Origin of the sequence: Pseudomonas sp. RIT-PI-r (genome assembly GCF_001297015.1) — a bacterium.
Lineage (GTDB): Bacteria > Pseudomonadota > Gammaproteobacteria > Pseudomonadales > Pseudomonadaceae > Aquipseudomonas.
Genome location: NZ_LIGE01000025.1, coordinates 438,499 through 455,204 on the forward strand (window position 1 = coordinate 438,499; position 16,706 = coordinate 455,204).

A 16,706-nucleotide genomic window follows, 5' to 3' on the forward strand; every position below is an offset into this window, starting at 1 on the left:
ATTTGTGCCTGACTTGAACAGTCACTGACTAAGCAATGAATAAAATTTCACCCTGTGGTGTTCAAAGTGAAACATAACCCCCTGTGGAGCCTTGCCCATGACTATCCGTTCCGTTATGTTCGCCGCCCCGCTGCTGCTGGCGGCTGCCATGTCCAGCCATCTGGCCTTCGCCAATGGTGACGAAGACGAGCCGGTGCAGAAGCCCGAATGCCCGAAAGGCCAGGTCTGGGACAGCAAAACGCAAAAATGCGTATTGCAGACCAGCAGCCTGCTGCCCGATGCCGACCGCACCGATTACGCCTATCGCCTGGCCAAGGCGGGTCGCTACGATGAAGCACTGGCGTTACTCGACACGCTGAAACAGCCGAACACCGCCAAGGCGCTGAATTATCGCGGGTACGCCACGCGCAAACTCGGGCGTACCGACGAAGGCATCAGCTATTACCTGCAATCGGTGAAACTCGATCCGCAATACGCGCAAGTGCGCGAATACCTCGGCGAAGCCTACGTGATCAAAGGCCGCGTCGACCTCGCGCAAGAACAGTTGCGGCAGATCCAGTCGATCTGCGGCACGGCGTGCGAGGAATACCAGGACCTGGCGCAAGCCATTAACGACTCATCGAAAACCTGATATCAAAAGCGGAGGCCATCATCGTCAGCGATCAGGCATTCAGAGCAGAACTCGGACAGCATCTGGCGCGATTGTGGCGCTACGGTCTGCTGCTGTCGCGCAATCGGCATGTCGCCGAGGATCTGGTCCAGGCCACCTGCGTGCGGGCGCTGGAGCGTTCTGCTCAATATATCGCCGGTACGCGCATGGACCGCTGGCTACTGAGCATCCTGCATTCGATCTGGCTCAATGAAGTGCGCGCGCGGCGCGTGCGTCAGGGCGCAGGACAGGTCGATGCCGACGGCCATCTGGCGTTCGATGGTGAATACGCCGCGCAAACCCATGTACTGGCTGCGCAAGTGATTCGGCGCGTCGACGTCCTGCCCGAGACCCAGCGTGAAACGGTGTATCTGGCCTATGTCGAAGGCTTGTCCTACCGCGAAGTCGCCGAGATCCTGCAAGTGCCGATCGGCACGGTGATGAGTCGCCTGGCCACCGCACGCCTGAAACTCGCCGAATACCCGCCGCTGCAAGCGGTGCCGAAAACCACCGAAGGAGACCGGTCATGAACACACCTTCGGATGAACAACTGGTCGCGTACCTGGACGACGAACTCGACCGCGAACAGCGCAGCCAATTCGACAGTGCCATCGCCGACGATCCGCTGCTCAGCCTGCGTGTGCAATGGCTGAGCCGCAGCAATCTGCCGTACAAAGCGGCCTACGATGAACTGGCGCAGCAGGCGCCGCTGGAACGTTTGCAGGCTCGGCTCGACGGTATTGCGTCACCGGAACATCCGGGCCTGAGCCGACGCTGGTTTATCGCTGCGGCGGCCGCCACCCTGGTGGCTGGCGGCGTGTTGGCCGATCGGCTGTTGCTCGGCTGGCAAGCGGCGCAAGACCACAGCTGGCGCGAACGGGTCGGCGACTACATGGCGCTTTATGTCCCGCAGACGCTCGATCATCTGCCGGTAGACGAAGCCAGTCAGCGCGCGCAGTTGCGCACGGTGGACGCGCGATTGGGCTTGAGTCTGGCACCGGCCACGCTGAGGCTGCCCGGCGCGGAGCTCAAGCGCGCGCAATTGCTCGAATACGACGGCGTGCCGATCGCGCAAATCACCTATCTCGATGCCAGACATGGGCCGATGGCCCTGTGCGTCACCCGCGCCAACAGCGGCAGCCAGCCGCTGGCTCACGAACGGCGACACGCCATGAACGTGGTGTACTGGACCGCGCGCGAGCATGCGTGGATGTTGATCGGGCATAACCCGGCGCCGGAACTTGATGCTCTGGCCAGACACCTGATCGAACGATTGAGCGCATGACGGCCGTTGCTACTATCCTGTGCGCGTGATTATCCAAGGAGGACATACCGATGCAGATTTCACCGCGCAGCGCGCTGCTGGTCATCGACGTGCAGAACGACTTCACCCCAGGCGGACAGTTGGCCGTACCGGAAGGCGATCAGATCGTCCCGCTGATCAACCGTCTCGGCGGCCACTTCAAGCAGGTCATCATTGCCCAGGACTGGCACCCTGCCGGTCATGCTTCGTTCGCCTCCAGCCATCCCGGGCGCGAGCCTTACGATGTGATTGAGTTGCCTTACGGCCAACAAACGCTGTGGCCGGATCATTGCGTGCGGGCTACGCCCGGCGCCGAGTTCCATCCGGAACTGAATTTGCCTCATGCCCAACTGGTGATCCGCAAAGGTTGCAACCCGGACATCGACAGTTATTCGGCATTCCTGGAAGCCGACCGCACGACGGTCACCGGGCTCGCCGGCTATCTCAAGGAGCGTGGCATCGACACGGTCTATATGGTCGGACTGGCGCTGGATTTCTGCGTGATGTTTTCCGCGCTGGATGCACGCACGGCAGGCTTCAACGCATTTGTCGTGCTGGATGCCTGCCGGGCGATCGATCTGCAGGGATCACTGGCAGCAGCAATCGAGCGCATGCAACTGGCCGGGGTCGGTCTGATCCAGTCAAACGAACTGATCTGACCCGTGTAGGAGCTGCCGCAGGCTGCGATCTATTGAGGGTGTTTTCAAGATCAAGAGATCGCAGCCTGCGGCAGCTCCTACAGTGGTTTCAGGTGGTAGTGGGCAGCCATAGCCGGAAGCGTGCGCCACCCAACGGTGAGGATTCCACGGTCAGGGTGCCACCCTGCGCTTCCAGGGCCCGGCGACTGATGGCCAGACCCAGGCCAAAACCACCGGTGGCCCGGTCGCGGCTACGGTCCAGCCGGTAGAACGGCTCGAAAATCCGCTCGCGCTCATCGTCCGGGATGCCGATCCCGTCGTCGTCCACCCAGATCTCACAACCTTCGCCACTGACCTGCACGCCGATCTGAATGCGTTTCTCACAGTAACGCATGGCATTGCGCAGCAGATTCTGGATGGCGCGGGCGGTCAGGCGCGGATCCAGCGAGAAGCGTTCGAGCTGACCATGCAACAACACGTCGATGACGATTTCCGGCGACTCCAGCTCCTCATCGACGCTGCCGAGAATGCTGTCGATGAATTCGTCCAGTGAGACTTCAATCTGCTCCGGCAATTGCGCCGGGTTCTGCAAGCGGCTGTAGGACAGCAGCTCAAGCACCAGCTCATCGAGTTCACGAATGTGCGCGACCAGGCCCTGCAAGCGCTCGCGGCTGGCGGCCGGCAAATCGTCGGACAGCGCCAGCGCGAGGCCGAAATCGAGACGCGTCAGCGGAGTACGCAGTTCATGGGAGACAGCATTGAGAAGGTCGCGCTGCTGATTCAACAGGTTTTCGATGTCGCCGGCCATGGTGTCGAACACGTTGGCCAGACTGCCGATGTTCGAACTCTGGGCGATTTTCGTGCGCTCGCTCAAATGACCTTTACCGAAGCGTTCGGCAGTGCCCTTGAGGCGTTCGAGATCGCGCCAGTGCGGGCGCAACCAAAGCAGCAGGCACGCCAGCAGGCTCGCGCCGATCAACACGTTAATGCTCCAGTACAACAGATTGACGTCCATCGGGTCCGGCGGCACGACCATTTGCACCGCCATATCGTCATTGAGCGGTGTCACTGCCAGCGTGCGCCAGCCCCAGTCGCCGATGCGCACCACGTTTTCGCCACGGCGCAGTCGTTGCTGCTCGATCGCGGTGAAATCGGCGTTATCGATGCGCGCAAGGACGATGTGCAACGGCTGGAAATCCTTGTCCATCGACGCCGCAATCGCCGGCCACTGTTCGTGCGGTGCAGCATGAAACTGCTTGGTGATCAGCGATTGCAGGCCGCGCGAATAATCCAGGTTATAGGTGACGAAGCGTTCACGGAATGCCATGACCACCAGGTCCGGTACCAGATAGATCGCCGCGCTGTACGAGATGATCGTCACCAGGTACAGGCGAAACAGGATGCGAAACATCAGCTCAGCATTCCCACTCGGAACGGCTGAACAGATAACCCTTGCCCCACACGGTCTTGATCTTGCGCGCCTCACCGGCGTGGTCGTCGAACTTGCGCCGCAGCTTGGAGATCGCAACGTCCACCGAACGGTCGGTGCCATTGAATTCAATGCCGCGCAAACGTTGCAGAATCTGGTCACGACTCAGCACTTCGCCGGCATGCCGGGCCAGCACGACCAGTAAATTGTACTCGCCGCTGGACAGTTCCACCGGTTGCTCGCGCCAGGTCACGGTACGCTCGGACAGATCAATGCACAGGTTGCCCATGACGATGCGATCGTTGACCGTCAACGGTTCGCCGAGGCTGCTGCGGCGCAACAAGGTGCGTACCCGCGCGAGCAAAACACGCGGCTCGCAGGGCTTGGTGACGTAATCGTCGGCGCCCATTTCCAGGCCCAGCACCTGATCGTGGCTGTCATCGCGGGCGGTGAGCATCAGGATCGGCAACGTCGCCGAGTCGGCCCGCAGCAAGCGGCACACCTGCAGGCCATCGAGGCCCGGCAACATCAGGTCGAGAATCACCAGGTCCGGCGGATTGACCCGCGCCCGCTCACGTACGTGATCGCCACGGCCGATGACACTGACGGAATAGCCGTTGCGTTCCAGATAGCTGGAAATCAGTTCGGCGAGGGCGGTGTCGTCTTCGACCAGGAGGATGTTGGGCATGGAGGTGTTCCAGAAAGTGCAGTGGCGACATTGCAGGCCTCATCGCGGGCAAGCCCGCTCCCACAGTGCTTTCGGGTGTTCACATGATTTGTGTCCACAACCGATCCCTGGGGGAGCGGGCAAGCCCGCGATGACGATGCAACTGTCGCAATAAATTTCAAGGGCTAAAGGATATACGCCCTCAGCCGCCCCTGAGTAAAACCCTTACACAATTTCACACAGCGCCTACAAAGCTTCACCGCTACTCTCGGCGACTGGCCGTAGGATGCAGGCATCAATATTGGGGGTGGTAAATGTCGAACAAACTGTTGGCCGGGCTCGGCCTGATCGCAATGGCGCTGACGCTGAGTGCCTGTGACTCGTCCTCGAACGCCGAGGAACAGGCGCCACCGGCCACCGTGCGCATCGAAACCATCGAGGCCCATCCCCTGTCGATCAGCAGCGAACTCAGCGGCCGCGTCGCTGCGCCGCGCATTGCCGAAGTCCGCGCACGGGTTGCCGGCGTGGTGCTGCAGCGCACCTTCCGAGAAGGCAGCGACGTGAAAAAGGGTGACGTGCTGTTCCGCATCGATCCGGCGCCGTTCAAGGCTGACCTCGACAGCGCAGAAGCCGCGCTGCGCAAAGCCGAAGCCAATGCCTTCCAGGCAAAACTGCAGGAACAACGCTACGCGCAGCTGATCGACGACAAGGCCATCAGTGGTCAGGACTACGACAACGCGCGCGCCAATGCCCGGCAAACCGCCGCCGACGTCGCGGCCAACAAGGCCGCCGTCGAGCGGGCGAAACTGAATCTGGGTTATGCCACCGTCGTCGCACCGATTTCCGGGCGTGTGGGGCGTGCGCTGGTCACCGAAGGCGCGCTGGTCGGGCAGAACGAAACCACGCCGCTGGCATTGATTCAGCAGTTGAACCCGATTCACGCCGACGTCACGCAATCGACCCGCGAACTCAACGAACTGCGGCGTGCATTCCGCTCCGGGCAGTTGCAGGAGGTCGGTCAGGATCAGGTCAAGGTCACGCTGATTCAGGATGACGGCAGTCTCTATGCGTTGCCGGGCAAACTGCTGTTCAGCGATATCACGGTTGATCCGGGCACAGGCCAGATCATCTTGCGCAGCGAATTTCCGAACCCGGACCTCGATCTGCTGCCGGGCAGTTTCATCCGGGTGCGCATCGAACAGGCGAAGATCCAGAACGGTATTACCGTGCCGCAACGCGCCGTTCAACGTGACAGCGCCGGCATCGCGCAAGTGCTGACCGTCGACGAGCAAATGCGTGTGGCGCAGCAACCGGTGCAACTGGGCGCGGTGCAAAACGATCGCTGGATCGTCACCGGCGGTCTCAAGCCCGGCGACCGCATCGTCGTCGAAGGCGTGCAGCACGCCCGTCCTGGCGAAAAAGTGCAGATCGACGATACCCCTCTTCCACTTGCCCAGACTTCTGGTCAGTAAGCAGGACGCTTTTCCATGCCGCAATTCTTTATCGACCGTCCGGTGTTTGCCTGGGTCGTCGCGTTGTTCATCCTGCTGGCCGGTGCGCTCGCCATCCCGCAATTGCCGGTGGCGCAATACCCCGATGTCGCGCCGCCGCAGATCGAAATCTATGCCGTGTACCCTGGTGCGTCGGCGCAAACCGTCGACGAAAGCGTGGTCAGCCTGATCGAAGAAGAGCTCAACGGTGCCGATCACCTGCTGTACTTCGAATCGCAGAGCAGCCTTGGCAGTGCGACGATCAAGGCGACTTTCCAGCCTGGCACCAATCCGGAGCTGGCGCAGGTCGACGTGCAAAACCGCCTGAAAGTGGTCGAGTCGCGTCTGCCGCAAGCGGTCAATCAGCAAGGCTTGCAGGTGGAGAAAGTCTCCTCCGGTTTCCTCCTGCTGATCACCCTGACGTCCAGTGACGGCAAACTCGACGACGTCGCGCTCAGCGATTATCTGGCGCGCAACGTGATGAACGAGATCAAGCGTCTCGACGGCGTCGGCAAGGCGCAGCTGTATGGCGCCGAGCGAGCGATGCGCGTGTGGATCGATCCGCAGAAACTCATCGGTTTCAACCTGACGCCGGCGGACGTCAACGCCGCCATCGTCGCGCAGAACGCCCAGGTTTCCGCCGGCAGCATTGGCGATTTGCCAAACCCGTCCAGCCAGGAAATCACCGCAACCATTCTGGTGAAAGGTCAGTTGTCGACGCCGCAAGAGTTCGCCGACATCGTGCTCAAGGCTAATCGCGACGGCTCCACCGTGCGCATCGGTGATGTGGCGCGGGTCGAGATCGGCAGTCAGGAATACCAGTTCGGCACGCGCCTCAACGGCAAGCCGTCCACCGCCGTCGGCGTGCAGCTGTCGCCGGGGGCCAACGCGCTGAACACCGCGACGCTGGTGCGGGCGAAGATGGATGAGCTGGCGCGCTATTTCCCGGCGGGGGTGGAATACAAGATCCCGTACGATACTTCACCGTTCGTCAAAGTCTCGATCACCAAAGTGGTCTACACCTTGGGCGAAGCGATGTTGCTGGTGTTCGCGGTGATGTTCCTGTTTCTGCAGAACGTGCGTTACACGCTGATCCCGACACTGGTGGTGCCAGTGGCATTGATGGGCACGTTCGCGACCATGCTGGCGCTGGGCTTCTCAATCAACGTGCTGACCATGTTCGGCATGGTCCTGGCCATTGGCATTCTGGTGGACGACGCGATTGTCGTGGTCGAAAACGTCGAACGGATCATGGCCACCGAGGGTTTGTCGCCCAAGGAAGCCACACGCAAGGCGATGACGCAGATCACTGGCGCAATCATCGGCATCACGCTGGTGCTGGTGGCGGTGTTCATTCCGATGGCCTTCATGCAGGGCTCGGTCGGGGTGATCTACCAACAGTTCTCGCTGTCGATGGCCACGTCCATTCTGTTCTCGGCGTTCCTTGCCCTGACCTTGACCCCAGCGCTGTGCGCAACGCTGCTCAAGCCGATTGCCAAGGGTGAACATCACGAGAAATCCGGGTTCTTCGGCTGGTTCAACCGCCGCTTCGAGCACCTGACCGATCGTTATCAGGGCTGGGTCGGCTATGCGCTGAAACGTAGTGGCCGATACCTGCTGATCTACGTCGTCCTGCTGGTGGGGCTCGGTCTGTGCTTCGCGCGTCTGCCCTCCTCGTTCCTGCCGGTGGAAGATCAGGGTTACACCATCACTGACATTCAACTGCCACCCGGTGCGACCAAGAATCGTACGGTGGCCGTGGCGGAACAGCTCGAGGCGCATAACGCCGGCGAGCCAGGGATCAGCGACAGTGTGGTGATTCTCGGTTTCAGCTTCTCCGGTAGCGGCCAGAACGCAGCCTTGGCGTTTTCGACCTTGAAGGACTGGTCGCAGCGCGGCAGTGATGACTCCGCCAGCTCGATTGCCGACCGCGCCAATATCGCGTTGAGCGAGATCAAGGACGCCATGGCGTTCTCGGTACTGCCACCGCCCGTGGATGGCCTGGGCACATCGAGTGGTTTCGAGTTCCGTTTGCAGGATCGCGGCGGCCTCGGCCATGCGACCTTGATGCAGGCGCGCACCGAACTGCTCGCGGCAGCGGAGAAAAGCCCGGTACTGATGAACGTGCGCGAAAGCGCGCTGGCCGAAGCGCCGCAAGTGCAATTGGTCGTCGACCGCAAGCAGGCAAATGCCTTGGGCGTATCGTTTGCCGACATTGGTAATGTGCTGTCCACCGCCGTCGGTTCCAGCTACATCAACGACTTCCCCAACCAGGGGCGCATGCAGCGTGTCGTCGTGCAAGCCGAAGGCGATCAACGCAGCCAGGTCGCCGACCTGCTGAAAATGCACGTACGCAACAACACCGGGCACATGGTGCCGCTGTCAGCGTTCGTGCAGGCCAACTGGATTCAGGGCCCGGCGCAGTTGACCCGTTACAACGGTTATCCGGCGATTGCGATTTCCGGCGAACCGTCAGCGGGGCACAGTACCGGTGAGGCCATGGCCGAAATCGAACGTCTGGTAGCGCAGGGCCCGAAAGGCCTTGGTCAGGAATGGACCGGGTTGTCGTTGCAGGAACGCCTGTCCGGCAATCAGGCGCCGATCCTCCTCGGTCTGTCCTTGCTGGTGGTGTTCCTGTGTCTGGCGGCGCTGTACGAGAGTTGGTCGATTCCAACCTCGGTGTTGCTGGTGGTGCCACTGGGCGTGCTCGGCGCGGTGCTGGCCGTGACGTTGCGCGGCATGCCCAATGATGTGTTCTTCAAGGTCGGGCTGATCACCATCATCGGCCTCTCGGCAAAGAACGCGATCCTGATCATCGAGTTTGCCAAGAGCTTGTATGACGAAGGGCATGACCTGATCGATGCGACGTTGCAGGCAGCACGTCTGCGTCTGCGTCCGATCGTGATGACGTCGCTGGCGTTCATTCTCGGTGTGGTGCCACTGGCCATCGCCACTGGCGCCAGTTCCGCAAGCCAACAAGCCATCGGGACCGGGGTGATCGGCGGCATGATCACCGCGACGCTGGCGGTGATCTTCGTCCCGGTCTTCTTCGTCGTCGTCATGAAGCTCGTACAACGATTCACCAGGCACTGATGCAAAAGTAGGAGCTGCCGCAGGCTGCGATCTTTTGATGTTGTTTTGAAGATCAAAAGATCGCAGCCTGCGGCAGCTCCTACAAAAGCAAGGTTGTGTGAGCTATGGTGCTGGGACAGTTCACCAAGTGAGTCCCCATGCGCTTTCTCGCTCGCACCCACCCTCGCCTGTCTGCCGCCGCCCTGTTCGGCCTTGCCACCGGCCTGTTGGCACCCGCCGACTCCATCGTCAGTAAAATCCTCATTGGCTGGAACGCCGGTGTCTGGACTTACCTGATCCTGATGTTCTGGCTGACCGTGCGCGCCAAGGCCCCGGACGTCAAACGCATCGCTGAAGTCGAAGACGAAAATGCCGGGCTGGTGCTGTTCGTGGTGTGCATCGCCGCGCTGGCGAGTCTGGCGACCATCACCTTCGAACTGGCGGGCAGCAAAGACCTGGAAACCGCGCGCAAGCTCATGCATTACGGGTTTACCGCACTCACAGTGATCGGTTCGTGGCTACTGATCGGAGTGATTTTCTGCGTGCACTACGCCCGCCTGTTTTACACCTGGGATGGCAAGGAACCGGCGCTGCGTTTCGCCGAAGGACTGACCACGCCCAACTATTGGGACTTCTTGTACTTCTCGTTCACCATCGGCGTGGCGGTGCAAACAGCGGATGTGGGCGTGGCGACGCGGGATATCCGCAAGATTGTGCTGGCGCAATCGTTGATCGGGTTCGTATTCAACACGGCGATATTGGGCTTCTCGATCAATATTGCGGCAGGGTTGTTTAGTTGAAGGTGGCCTGGAAGACGACAATTACTTGGCAACCGGCGATGTTATCCAAGAACCATTAGTTTCACAGATTGGAGACTTCGTAAACTGTCAACAGTGACAGTATACAATCCCTATACGGACAGTATTAGATGGCTCATCCAGGATTAGGGCTAAGGCCTTTGGGTACCTCTTCTTTCGTAACGGAGACCGATTCCATGAAAGCGGTAATCAAGCGCACCAGCTTCGCAGACGGTAACTATGTCAATGCAGCAGCATTTGCTACGAAAACAGAATTTCCAGAGTTTATCGCCACTTCTCGACTGATAGACAACGTGAAATCCGGGCCACAAAAAACCGACGCCGTTCTTATTACAGCCGTACATCGACCCGCCGCAAAGACAAAGGCAAAAAGCCTGGCTGCTCGGACAGTGTACATTTCATTACCGGCCAATTTCGCCGTTGGCGATTATGAGTTGAGATCGCGCGCTGATGTGGACTTTAGTTTTAAAGATGCTGATGGGACTGTCTATGAAAGCGTCTCTGGAAATATCAAACTGGAGCCAGCGCTTGGAGACAACGTCAAAGGCAGTTTCCAGGCAGCTCTTGAGTATCCAGGTACAGAGGGCGACACGTTTACCCTGAAAGGCAATTTTCAGGTTTTGAAGGCTGGATGAATAAAAGCATTAAAAAAAAAGGAAGGCTAAGCCTCCCTTTTTTTATGACTCAAAATTGATAATGGACACCAATGCCCATACCAAAGTCTTTGCTGACATTTTCACCTTTGCTGGTATCCACCTCTGCGTACATCTGCCAACGGCCAGTCAATGTCCATGATACTCCGGCCCCCACTTCAAACTGCCCACCGGACAAATCGTTATTGAATTTATTATCGTTGATGCGCACTTCGTTGTTTTTCACAAATTCGTTGACTACCGCGGCGCGCACATGAGGCTGCACGATACTGCCATCCGCCAAGGTCGTACCTCTGCCTAGCGTGACGCCCACCTTGCCAAGCATAGAGCGTGTAGTGTCGGCGTCAGCGCGCAACCCGTTATCCAGCGTATATTCCTTGCCTTGCACAGACGCAGCCTGCCACTGAGTGAAAACTTCAGCGTAGTAATCCTCGCTGATGTCGATGTGCTTACCAAACTCCACCGACGCACTCGCGCCAAGGTTGTTGTAATCACCTTTGGTACGAGTGCCATCACTCATCGTCACTTTGGCATCGTTGCGAAAATGATTGAGCTTGGCAACAGTATCCAGGTAATAGCCACTCTCACCCAACCACGTACCATAGACACCGATCGAGGTGCTGTCGATTTCGCCTGAACTGCCGCGTTTCAAGTCCAGATCGGACTTGCTGTACCCTGCGAAAACGCCAAACAATACTGTTTCATCCGCGAGCTGGATTGGAGTGTCCACACCCATGGACAAACCATACTGATTTTGGCTGTAACCATCGCCATAAGCGTTATTGCTGATGGAATATCGATTGCCGTAAGAGCGAACCCAGCCACCGGTCAACTCGCTGTTATTGCGAAGATCGCCCATGCGGTTATTCAACGATGCCATCTCGCCGTATATCACCGTGGGAGCCGTACCAAAAATGGCCAAGACCGAGCGTGTGGGTGTACTGACAACTTCCTTGTCAGGCTGCAAATACCAGTCGTTTCCTTCCTTGATCAATTTGTAAGTGAATGCACCGGCATCCACTTTGCTGTTGACCAAACCATATTCGGCAGTACCGGCGACGCTCTGCACCACTTTTATTGACGCATCACTGACAGGGTCCAGCCCTGTACTTGAAACCAATAACTGGTGATTACCGGCTGCACTGCCCGTCACATTCAATAGATCACTGATGCCCCTGTTGAAGTCGGTGCCCATCTCGAACGTACCGCTGCCCGACAGATTCGCCACATCAAGCTGGAAATACTGTTGGCCGTCGCCCAGCTTCACCCTGCCGCCATTGGTGAGCGCCAGGTTACTCACAGATTGGCTGGCGGTCATTTGCCACAACGCCTGATTGCCGATGGCAAAGTTGGCAACATCATTGACTTGCCCTATCAGCGTGGAAGCATTGTCCAGCCGCAAGGCCGAAACGCTGTTCGCGGCACCTGAAACGTTGCCGGTCATAACGCTTTGATTGTTGATCGTGGTGTTGGCGACATTCTGCAAGTCGCCGGTCAACATGGAAGCATTGTCGATCAACATGGTAGATGCACCTATGACGTTGCCCGTCATATTCGCCCGATTATTGAGTGTCGCGCTGGTAACGTTTTGCAAGTTGCCGCTCAAGGTTGCATTGTTTTGCAGCGTGACATTTGCCGAGCTGCCGGAAGCCACTTCGACATTCCCCTTTAGAACGCTGTCGTCCACGACAAGATTTGCGGAAGCACCAGGACCGACCTCAAGCAAGGTGCCGTTGGCGCCGATCAATGTCGAATGATTACGTACTGTGATATTGGCAATGGTAGGGAAATTCGGCGCATTGAAGCCCACGAAAATGGCGGAGCCGCCCTGACCTACCACTCGCGTACCATCAAGCACGATCGTTGATGGAATGATGGCCGATGCCTGAGTGTCGGTTCCGACGATCAAACCGTTGCGTCCACCCGTGAGGGTACTTGAGGTGGCGGACAGTGTGCCTTCAAGCAATCGAATACCAAAACTGCTGCCTCCGGTGCCTTGCACAGTGGAGTTCTGGATATCGATATTGCTGAACCGATTGCCCGCGACCCCGCCTTGTAGGCCTTGAACTACCGATTGGTCACGCAAGGTCACCGTCGATCCTCCGACGCTGGCAACGCCACGAACCGCTGACATACCAATCCCGCCCGCACTGGTGACAGTAGTGCGACTCAATATGGCACTGGCGTTGGTCAGGAACATTCCTTGTGAAGCAGATGCTGAGGTAACGGTAGAGCCGGTCAAGTTGACAGTACTGCCCACCGTACCAGTGATAGCGAGAGTTTCGGCGCCAAGGCCTATCAACGAAGCATTGGTTTCAAGTTGCCAGGTATCCAATGGTGTAGTGGCATCAATATTTTGCGTGGTGCCTGCTGGAACGGTGGAGGCGTGGGACAATCCCGAATCAAATAAAATTGGAATACATGTAAGCAAACAAAAATGAAGAGTGCTTCTGGGAAACGCGGAATCTGATATTGAAGACATATTTAGGCCCTACTCGGTAACATTACCTGACGAACGCGGTTCCCCCCATGACTGATATGTGAGGGCAATCCGAGACGGCCGTCAGACTACGGTTTACCAAGCCAGTTATATGTAGGACACATCCTCGTCGAGGTAGGACTTATCTCATTTTCATGTACGAGGCTTTGCATTCGAAAGTAAAAAATCGCCAGCACTGATGAAAGAAAAGCCAGTTGACTTTCACCAGCGCTGACGAACTCATACGCCGAATCAAGGAGTTACTTCAGGCCGTTCAATGTCGCAATACACCAGACTCGTATTCAGAAGCGCCACAGGGACGATCGTTTCGGATGTAATGCCGTTGACCGTGTAGGCAATGCGGGCGTAACGGGTGGCTGGACGAGTCCCTGGTGCAGTACTCGGCAACTGGATCGTTTTGATCGCCTCATAATCGGTAAGACGGAACTCTAGATCTCCCGTTGGCGGCATCGGGGCGGAATCCGTGATAGTGGTGTTGGGAATATCCGTGCCAGCTGGAGTATTTGTGGTGCGCCCCACGAACGTCAGATCGACCGTTGCCCCAGTCGGGATATTGGCATCGCGGATAATCCGGATCCGCAAATTACGCGGCTGATACGGCGGCATTGGACCGTTCACCGTAACAGGATGATTAAGGCTAGGGCAGTTGATGCTGGTGATAATCCGCTCCGGCACAACAGTTCCACTCGCAGCTCGGAACGCTGACACGATAAGCTGAGGCGCGGGTACATTGATCACGATAGCAGTCACCTGGACATCGGTAGGTATCTTCTGCTTCATCACGTTGGCGCTGCCCGGGTACTCGATGGTGATGTACGCTTTGCGAGCGTCTGCCCCCGTACCGTTCCCCTCCAGGCGAATGGTTTCCCAAGGCAATGTCGTTTGCACGGTTGTGTCGCCCACCCGTACCGGAATGGGTTCGCCGACCTGTTTATCCTGGTAATAGAACTTGACGATTTCACGCCCGGTGATCGGACGGTTTACATCAGTCCACAAAGGCCAGTTCATCGTTGCCGCAATACCAGCCTGTGCCGGACCCAGTGTGTTTGGTGCTGGCGCCGGAGTCCCAGCGCCCTGCACCACGACAGGAGAAATGTTGATGTTCGGCAAGTCGGGCAGATTCGGTTGCTCAGGCCCGGCATAGGAAAAGTCGACGATGGCAAACACAGACGCCGAAGTCGGGTTAGGCGTGATTGTTGAGCGCTCCAGTTCGTACCAGTACTCAAACTCCACCTCTTGAGTCCCATTGGCATCGCCAAAGAGCTGGGACATGATGTCAAAATCCAGTTCGAAAAGCAGAGGCCCGGCAGTACCAGCCGGCGGAATCGGTTGTTCAGGCAACGCAATCGCTGCCCCGGCCTGATCAGAGGTCAAGTACGGAATGATTCGATCACCCGGAAGCGAATTCAACGGAAAGTCGATTTCCATGATGACTTTGGTTGGATCAGCAGCAGTGGACAAGGTAATCGGAACACTGCCATTGGGCCCCGTGACAGGGATTCTTGGAACTTCCAATACCGGCGCAGGAGTCTTGACGCGCCTGAACAGCGTGGTAATAGCCGAGTTATTGCTTACATTGCCCGGCAAATCGATCAGGTTGTAGGAATAAAAGTAAGACCCTTCATTCATCGCCGACAAATAGCTGAGCGGCACATTGATAACACCGCCGGTTGGCACTGGAAAGTCTTCGACCACCGCGCCTTCACCCTGCATCAGAGAAAACGTGGTTTGCGTCGAGATATAAAAATTGACCTTATCTTTGCTCGCTTCGAACTTCTGATAAGCCGTGGGAATGGTTAAATTCAAACCACCACTGTTGGCAGGATTGAGCAGCCAGGCATCATCGATAACTGGAGGAAACCCCGCACCCAAGGTCAACAGCGTAGGCCGTATACCTGTGCCGTTCGGACCACCGGGTTGGCGTTGGTAAGGCGCAGTCTGATCCAGCAGGATCTCGGTGTGGGGACTGGAGGTATCGACGTTATCGAATGCATCATAAATGAAGAACGACAATTCAAAAGGTGTGTAATCACCGTTCGCATTGAAGACCTCCCTTACCCTGGCCGGGATATCGACCTCGAACACAATAGGGAATGTCCAGTCTCCACCGGGCTCGGCGGCTTTGGTTTTCGTCACAACAACAAACGTTGGGTCGAACTCGACAGGAACTGTTCCCTTGGGAAAAAGATAAAGTTCAATCCTTGCTGCCCCGTCCGGGCCCTTATCATCAATATCAGTCAAGTGCACAGTAATTTTTTTATTAACGACCAACTGCTCGTAAGTCAATCGACCATCCGGCAAATTGCCTACAATAACAGGAGGCAACGCCAGCACACCCGTCCCAAGTTTCGCCTGCATATTCATATTCGTACGCTCCATCAACATGCCATTTATTGGATAATTAACGTTATCGCCCAATAGAAAACTACGCGACTGCAGACTGCTAACTTCTTTGGCTAACATTTTGTTGCTTTCAGAAACGTCCAACACACTTGTTACCGGCCCACAAAAATTACTTTTACCAGGAACAACCCGGTCGAATTTGACCAGGCCAGTTTCTGACTTTCCCAAAGCGGTGTTATTTCGATGCAAGGTGTAGGTGGCAAGAGCAGAAGCATCTCTTGCCATCGGCTCAATATATTTGGCGTAATGTTGGGAAGTCAGCTCAAACGAGAATCCGTCAGTTGAATTAGCATCTGCCAGGGTCAATGTTTTGGAGAACCGTCCCGCCGTTCCTTTGATTGGCCTAACGCCATTGAGACTTTGAAAACCTTCCCAATCCAGAGTGACGACGTCTTTTTCGGCAAACCGTCCAGGCTGCGCAGGCACTTTGATTTGTACTGTTTCCCACACTTTGGGTACTGAATTGCAATTGAGATACCCCCAGATAGTCGCACTTGGAAATTCCGGCTCCAACAAGTTGACGGGAATTAGTCGGCTGACGATGTACCATTGCGGCAAGGACGTATCAGGATTACCAGTATCTTGCGCAGTAACGCGATATCTGAGCCGGATATCGCCGTCACGCTGTAAATATCGAGGTGGAAGGATAAAAAAATCAGGGACGGTCACAGGTACTGGAAGGCGTTCACTGTGAAAAATCTGTTCTTCTGCCTCGGAGGCTCCGGGTTCCAGAACCATGATTTCAATCAGATCGAAGTTACCAGGAATGACCGACGGATTCGGCCACATGGGTATACGGATGATCACGCCTTTAACGGGTGCGTCAGGTGGAAGTGCACCGCCCGTGCCGACGCCATCGATCGTTAGCGGAACCGCAAAAATACCGATGTTATTTGTTTCGATAGAGAAAGAATTCATTGGCTGACGGCCCTGTAAAATTCCGTTCGCAACGCTGAGGGAATTAAGCGCTTAGCGAACAGACTTGCCTACTGTCAGATCTGACAGGTAAAGCGACCGCTCGTCGGCGAAAGACCTCTGACGCAGGTTGGCTCGTGATTAACGCACCTTGACGTACACACGCCGA

General features: G+C 57.1%; 12 protein-coding genes. 8 read left to right on the forward strand and 4 right to left on the reverse strand.

What is annotated here, in order from left to right; all coding sequences use genetic code 11:
- Positions 1 to 97: 97 nt before the first annotated feature.
- The 4 genes from AK821_RS13835 to pncA all read left to right on the forward strand — a co-directional run bounded on the left by AK821_RS13835 (position 98) and on the right by pncA (position 2,611).
- Complete coding sequence (locus AK821_RS13835; protein WP_064390192.1) at positions 98 to 631, forward strand: tetratricopeptide repeat protein; 534 nt, start codon at positions 98 to 100, stop codon at positions 629 to 631.
- Positions 632 to 693: 62 nt separating this feature from the next.
- On the forward strand, positions 694 to 1,179 hold the full coding sequence (locus AK821_RS13840) for a sigma-70 family RNA polymerase sigma factor (RefSeq protein ID WP_371920143.1): 486 nt from the start codon (positions 694 to 696) through the stop codon (positions 1,177 to 1,179).
- Complete coding sequence (locus AK821_RS13845; protein WP_064390193.1) at positions 1,176 to 1,934, forward strand: anti-sigma factor family protein; 759 nt, start codon at positions 1,176 to 1,178, stop codon at positions 1,932 to 1,934. The genes AK821_RS13840 and AK821_RS13845 overlap by 4 nt, the downstream gene beginning before the upstream one ends.
- Before the next feature lie 50 nt (positions 1,935 to 1,984).
- Positions 1,985 to 2,611, forward strand: coding sequence for a bifunctional nicotinamidase/pyrazinamidase (gene pncA, locus AK821_RS13850; RefSeq protein WP_064390194.1), 627 nt, complete (start codon positions 1,985 to 1,987; stop codon positions 2,609 to 2,611).
- A gap of 88 nt (positions 2,612 to 2,699) precedes the next feature.
- On the opposite strand, the gene AK821_RS13855 is transcribed toward pncA, so the two are convergent.
- Complete coding sequence (locus AK821_RS13855) at positions 2,700 to 4,001, reverse strand: ATP-binding protein (protein WP_064390195.1); 1,302 nt, start codon at positions 3,999 to 4,001, stop codon at positions 2,700 to 2,702.
- A gap of 4 nt (positions 4,002 to 4,005) precedes the next feature.
- On the reverse strand, positions 4,006 to 4,707 hold the full coding sequence (locus AK821_RS13860; RefSeq protein ID WP_064390196.1) for a response regulator transcription factor: 702 nt from the start codon (positions 4,705 to 4,707) through the stop codon (positions 4,006 to 4,008).
- A 293-nt stretch (positions 4,708 to 5,000) separates the two neighbouring features.
- On the opposite strand from AK821_RS13860, the gene AK821_RS13865 reads away from it, so the two are divergent.
- The 4 genes from AK821_RS13865 to AK821_RS13880 all read left to right on the forward strand — a co-directional run bounded on the left by AK821_RS13865 (position 5,001) and on the right by AK821_RS13880 (position 10,701).
- Positions 5,001 to 6,158, forward strand: a complete 1,158-nt coding sequence (locus AK821_RS13865; RefSeq protein ID WP_064390197.1) for an efflux RND transporter periplasmic adaptor subunit — start codon at positions 5,001 to 5,003, stop codon at positions 6,156 to 6,158.
- Between the two features lie 15 nt (positions 6,159 to 6,173).
- On the forward strand, positions 6,174 to 9,269 hold the full coding sequence (locus tag AK821_RS13870) for an efflux RND transporter permease subunit (RefSeq protein WP_064390198.1): 3,096 nt from the start codon (positions 6,174 to 6,176) through the stop codon (positions 9,267 to 9,269).
- Positions 9,270 to 9,406: 137 nt separating this feature from the next.
- On the forward strand, positions 9,407 to 10,048 hold the full coding sequence (locus tag AK821_RS13875; protein ID WP_064390199.1) for a DUF1345 domain-containing protein: 642 nt from the start codon (positions 9,407 to 9,409) through the stop codon (positions 10,046 to 10,048).
- 194 nt (positions 10,049 to 10,242) lie between these two features.
- Complete coding sequence (locus AK821_RS13880; protein ID WP_064390200.1) at positions 10,243 to 10,701, forward strand: hypothetical protein; 459 nt, start codon at positions 10,243 to 10,245, stop codon at positions 10,699 to 10,701.
- 49 nt (positions 10,702 to 10,750) lie between these two features.
- Here the strand turns inward: AK821_RS13880 and AK821_RS13885 are convergent, their stop codons facing one another.
- Together AK821_RS13885 and AK821_RS13890 are read right to left on the reverse strand one after the other, a co-directional pair.
- Positions 10,751 to 13,201, reverse strand: a complete 2,451-nt coding sequence (locus tag AK821_RS13885; protein ID WP_064390201.1) for an autotransporter outer membrane beta-barrel domain-containing protein — start codon at positions 13,199 to 13,201, stop codon at positions 10,751 to 10,753.
- Positions 13,202 to 13,450: 249 nt separating this feature from the next.
- Positions 13,451 to 16,540 carry a hypothetical protein gene (locus tag AK821_RS13890; RefSeq protein ID WP_064390202.1) on the reverse strand — a complete coding sequence of 1,030 codons (3,090 nt, stop codon included), beginning with the start codon at positions 16,538 to 16,540 and terminating at the stop codon, positions 13,451 to 13,453.
- Between the last annotated feature and the right edge of the window lie 166 nt (positions 16,541 to 16,706).

Excerpts from the sequence above, each read along its gene's own strand:
- AK821_RS13845 (WP_064390193.1), top strand. The coding sequence starts at position 1,176 with ATGAACACACCTTCGGATGAACAACTGGTCGCGTACCTGGACGACGAA.
- AK821_RS13885 (WP_064390201.1), bottom strand. The coding sequence starts at position 13,201 with ATGTCTTCAATATCAGATTCCGCGTTTCCCAGAAGCACTCTTCATTTT.
- AK821_RS13880 (WP_064390200.1), top strand. The coding sequence starts at position 10,243 with ATGAAAGCGGTAATCAAGCGCACCAGCTTCGCAGACGGTAACTATGTC.
- AK821_RS13865 (WP_064390197.1), top strand. The coding sequence starts at position 5,001 with ATGTCGAACAAACTGTTGGCCGGGCTCGGCCTGATCGCAATGGCGCTG.
- AK821_RS13835 (WP_064390192.1), top strand. The coding sequence starts at position 98 with ATGACTATCCGTTCCGTTATGTTCGCCGCCCCGCTGCTGCTGGCGGCT.
- AK821_RS13875 (WP_064390199.1), top strand. The coding sequence starts at position 9,407 with ATGCGCTTTCTCGCTCGCACCCACCCTCGCCTGTCTGCCGCCGCCCTG.
- pncA (WP_064390194.1), top strand. The coding sequence starts at position 1,985 with ATGCAGATTTCACCGCGCAGCGCGCTGCTGGTCATCGACGTGCAGAAC.
- AK821_RS13890 (WP_064390202.1), bottom strand. The coding sequence starts at position 16,540 with ATGAATTCTTTCTCTATCGAAACAAATAACATCGGTATTTTTGCGGTT.
- AK821_RS13870 (WP_064390198.1), top strand. The coding sequence starts at position 6,174 with ATGCCGCAATTCTTTATCGACCGTCCGGTGTTTGCCTGGGTCGTCGCG.
- AK821_RS13855 (WP_064390195.1), bottom strand. The coding sequence starts at position 4,001 with ATGTTTCGCATCCTGTTTCGCCTGTACCTGGTGACGATCATCTCGTAC.
- AK821_RS13860 (WP_064390196.1), bottom strand. The coding sequence starts at position 4,707 with ATGCCCAACATCCTCCTGGTCGAAGACGACACCGCCCTCGCCGAACTG.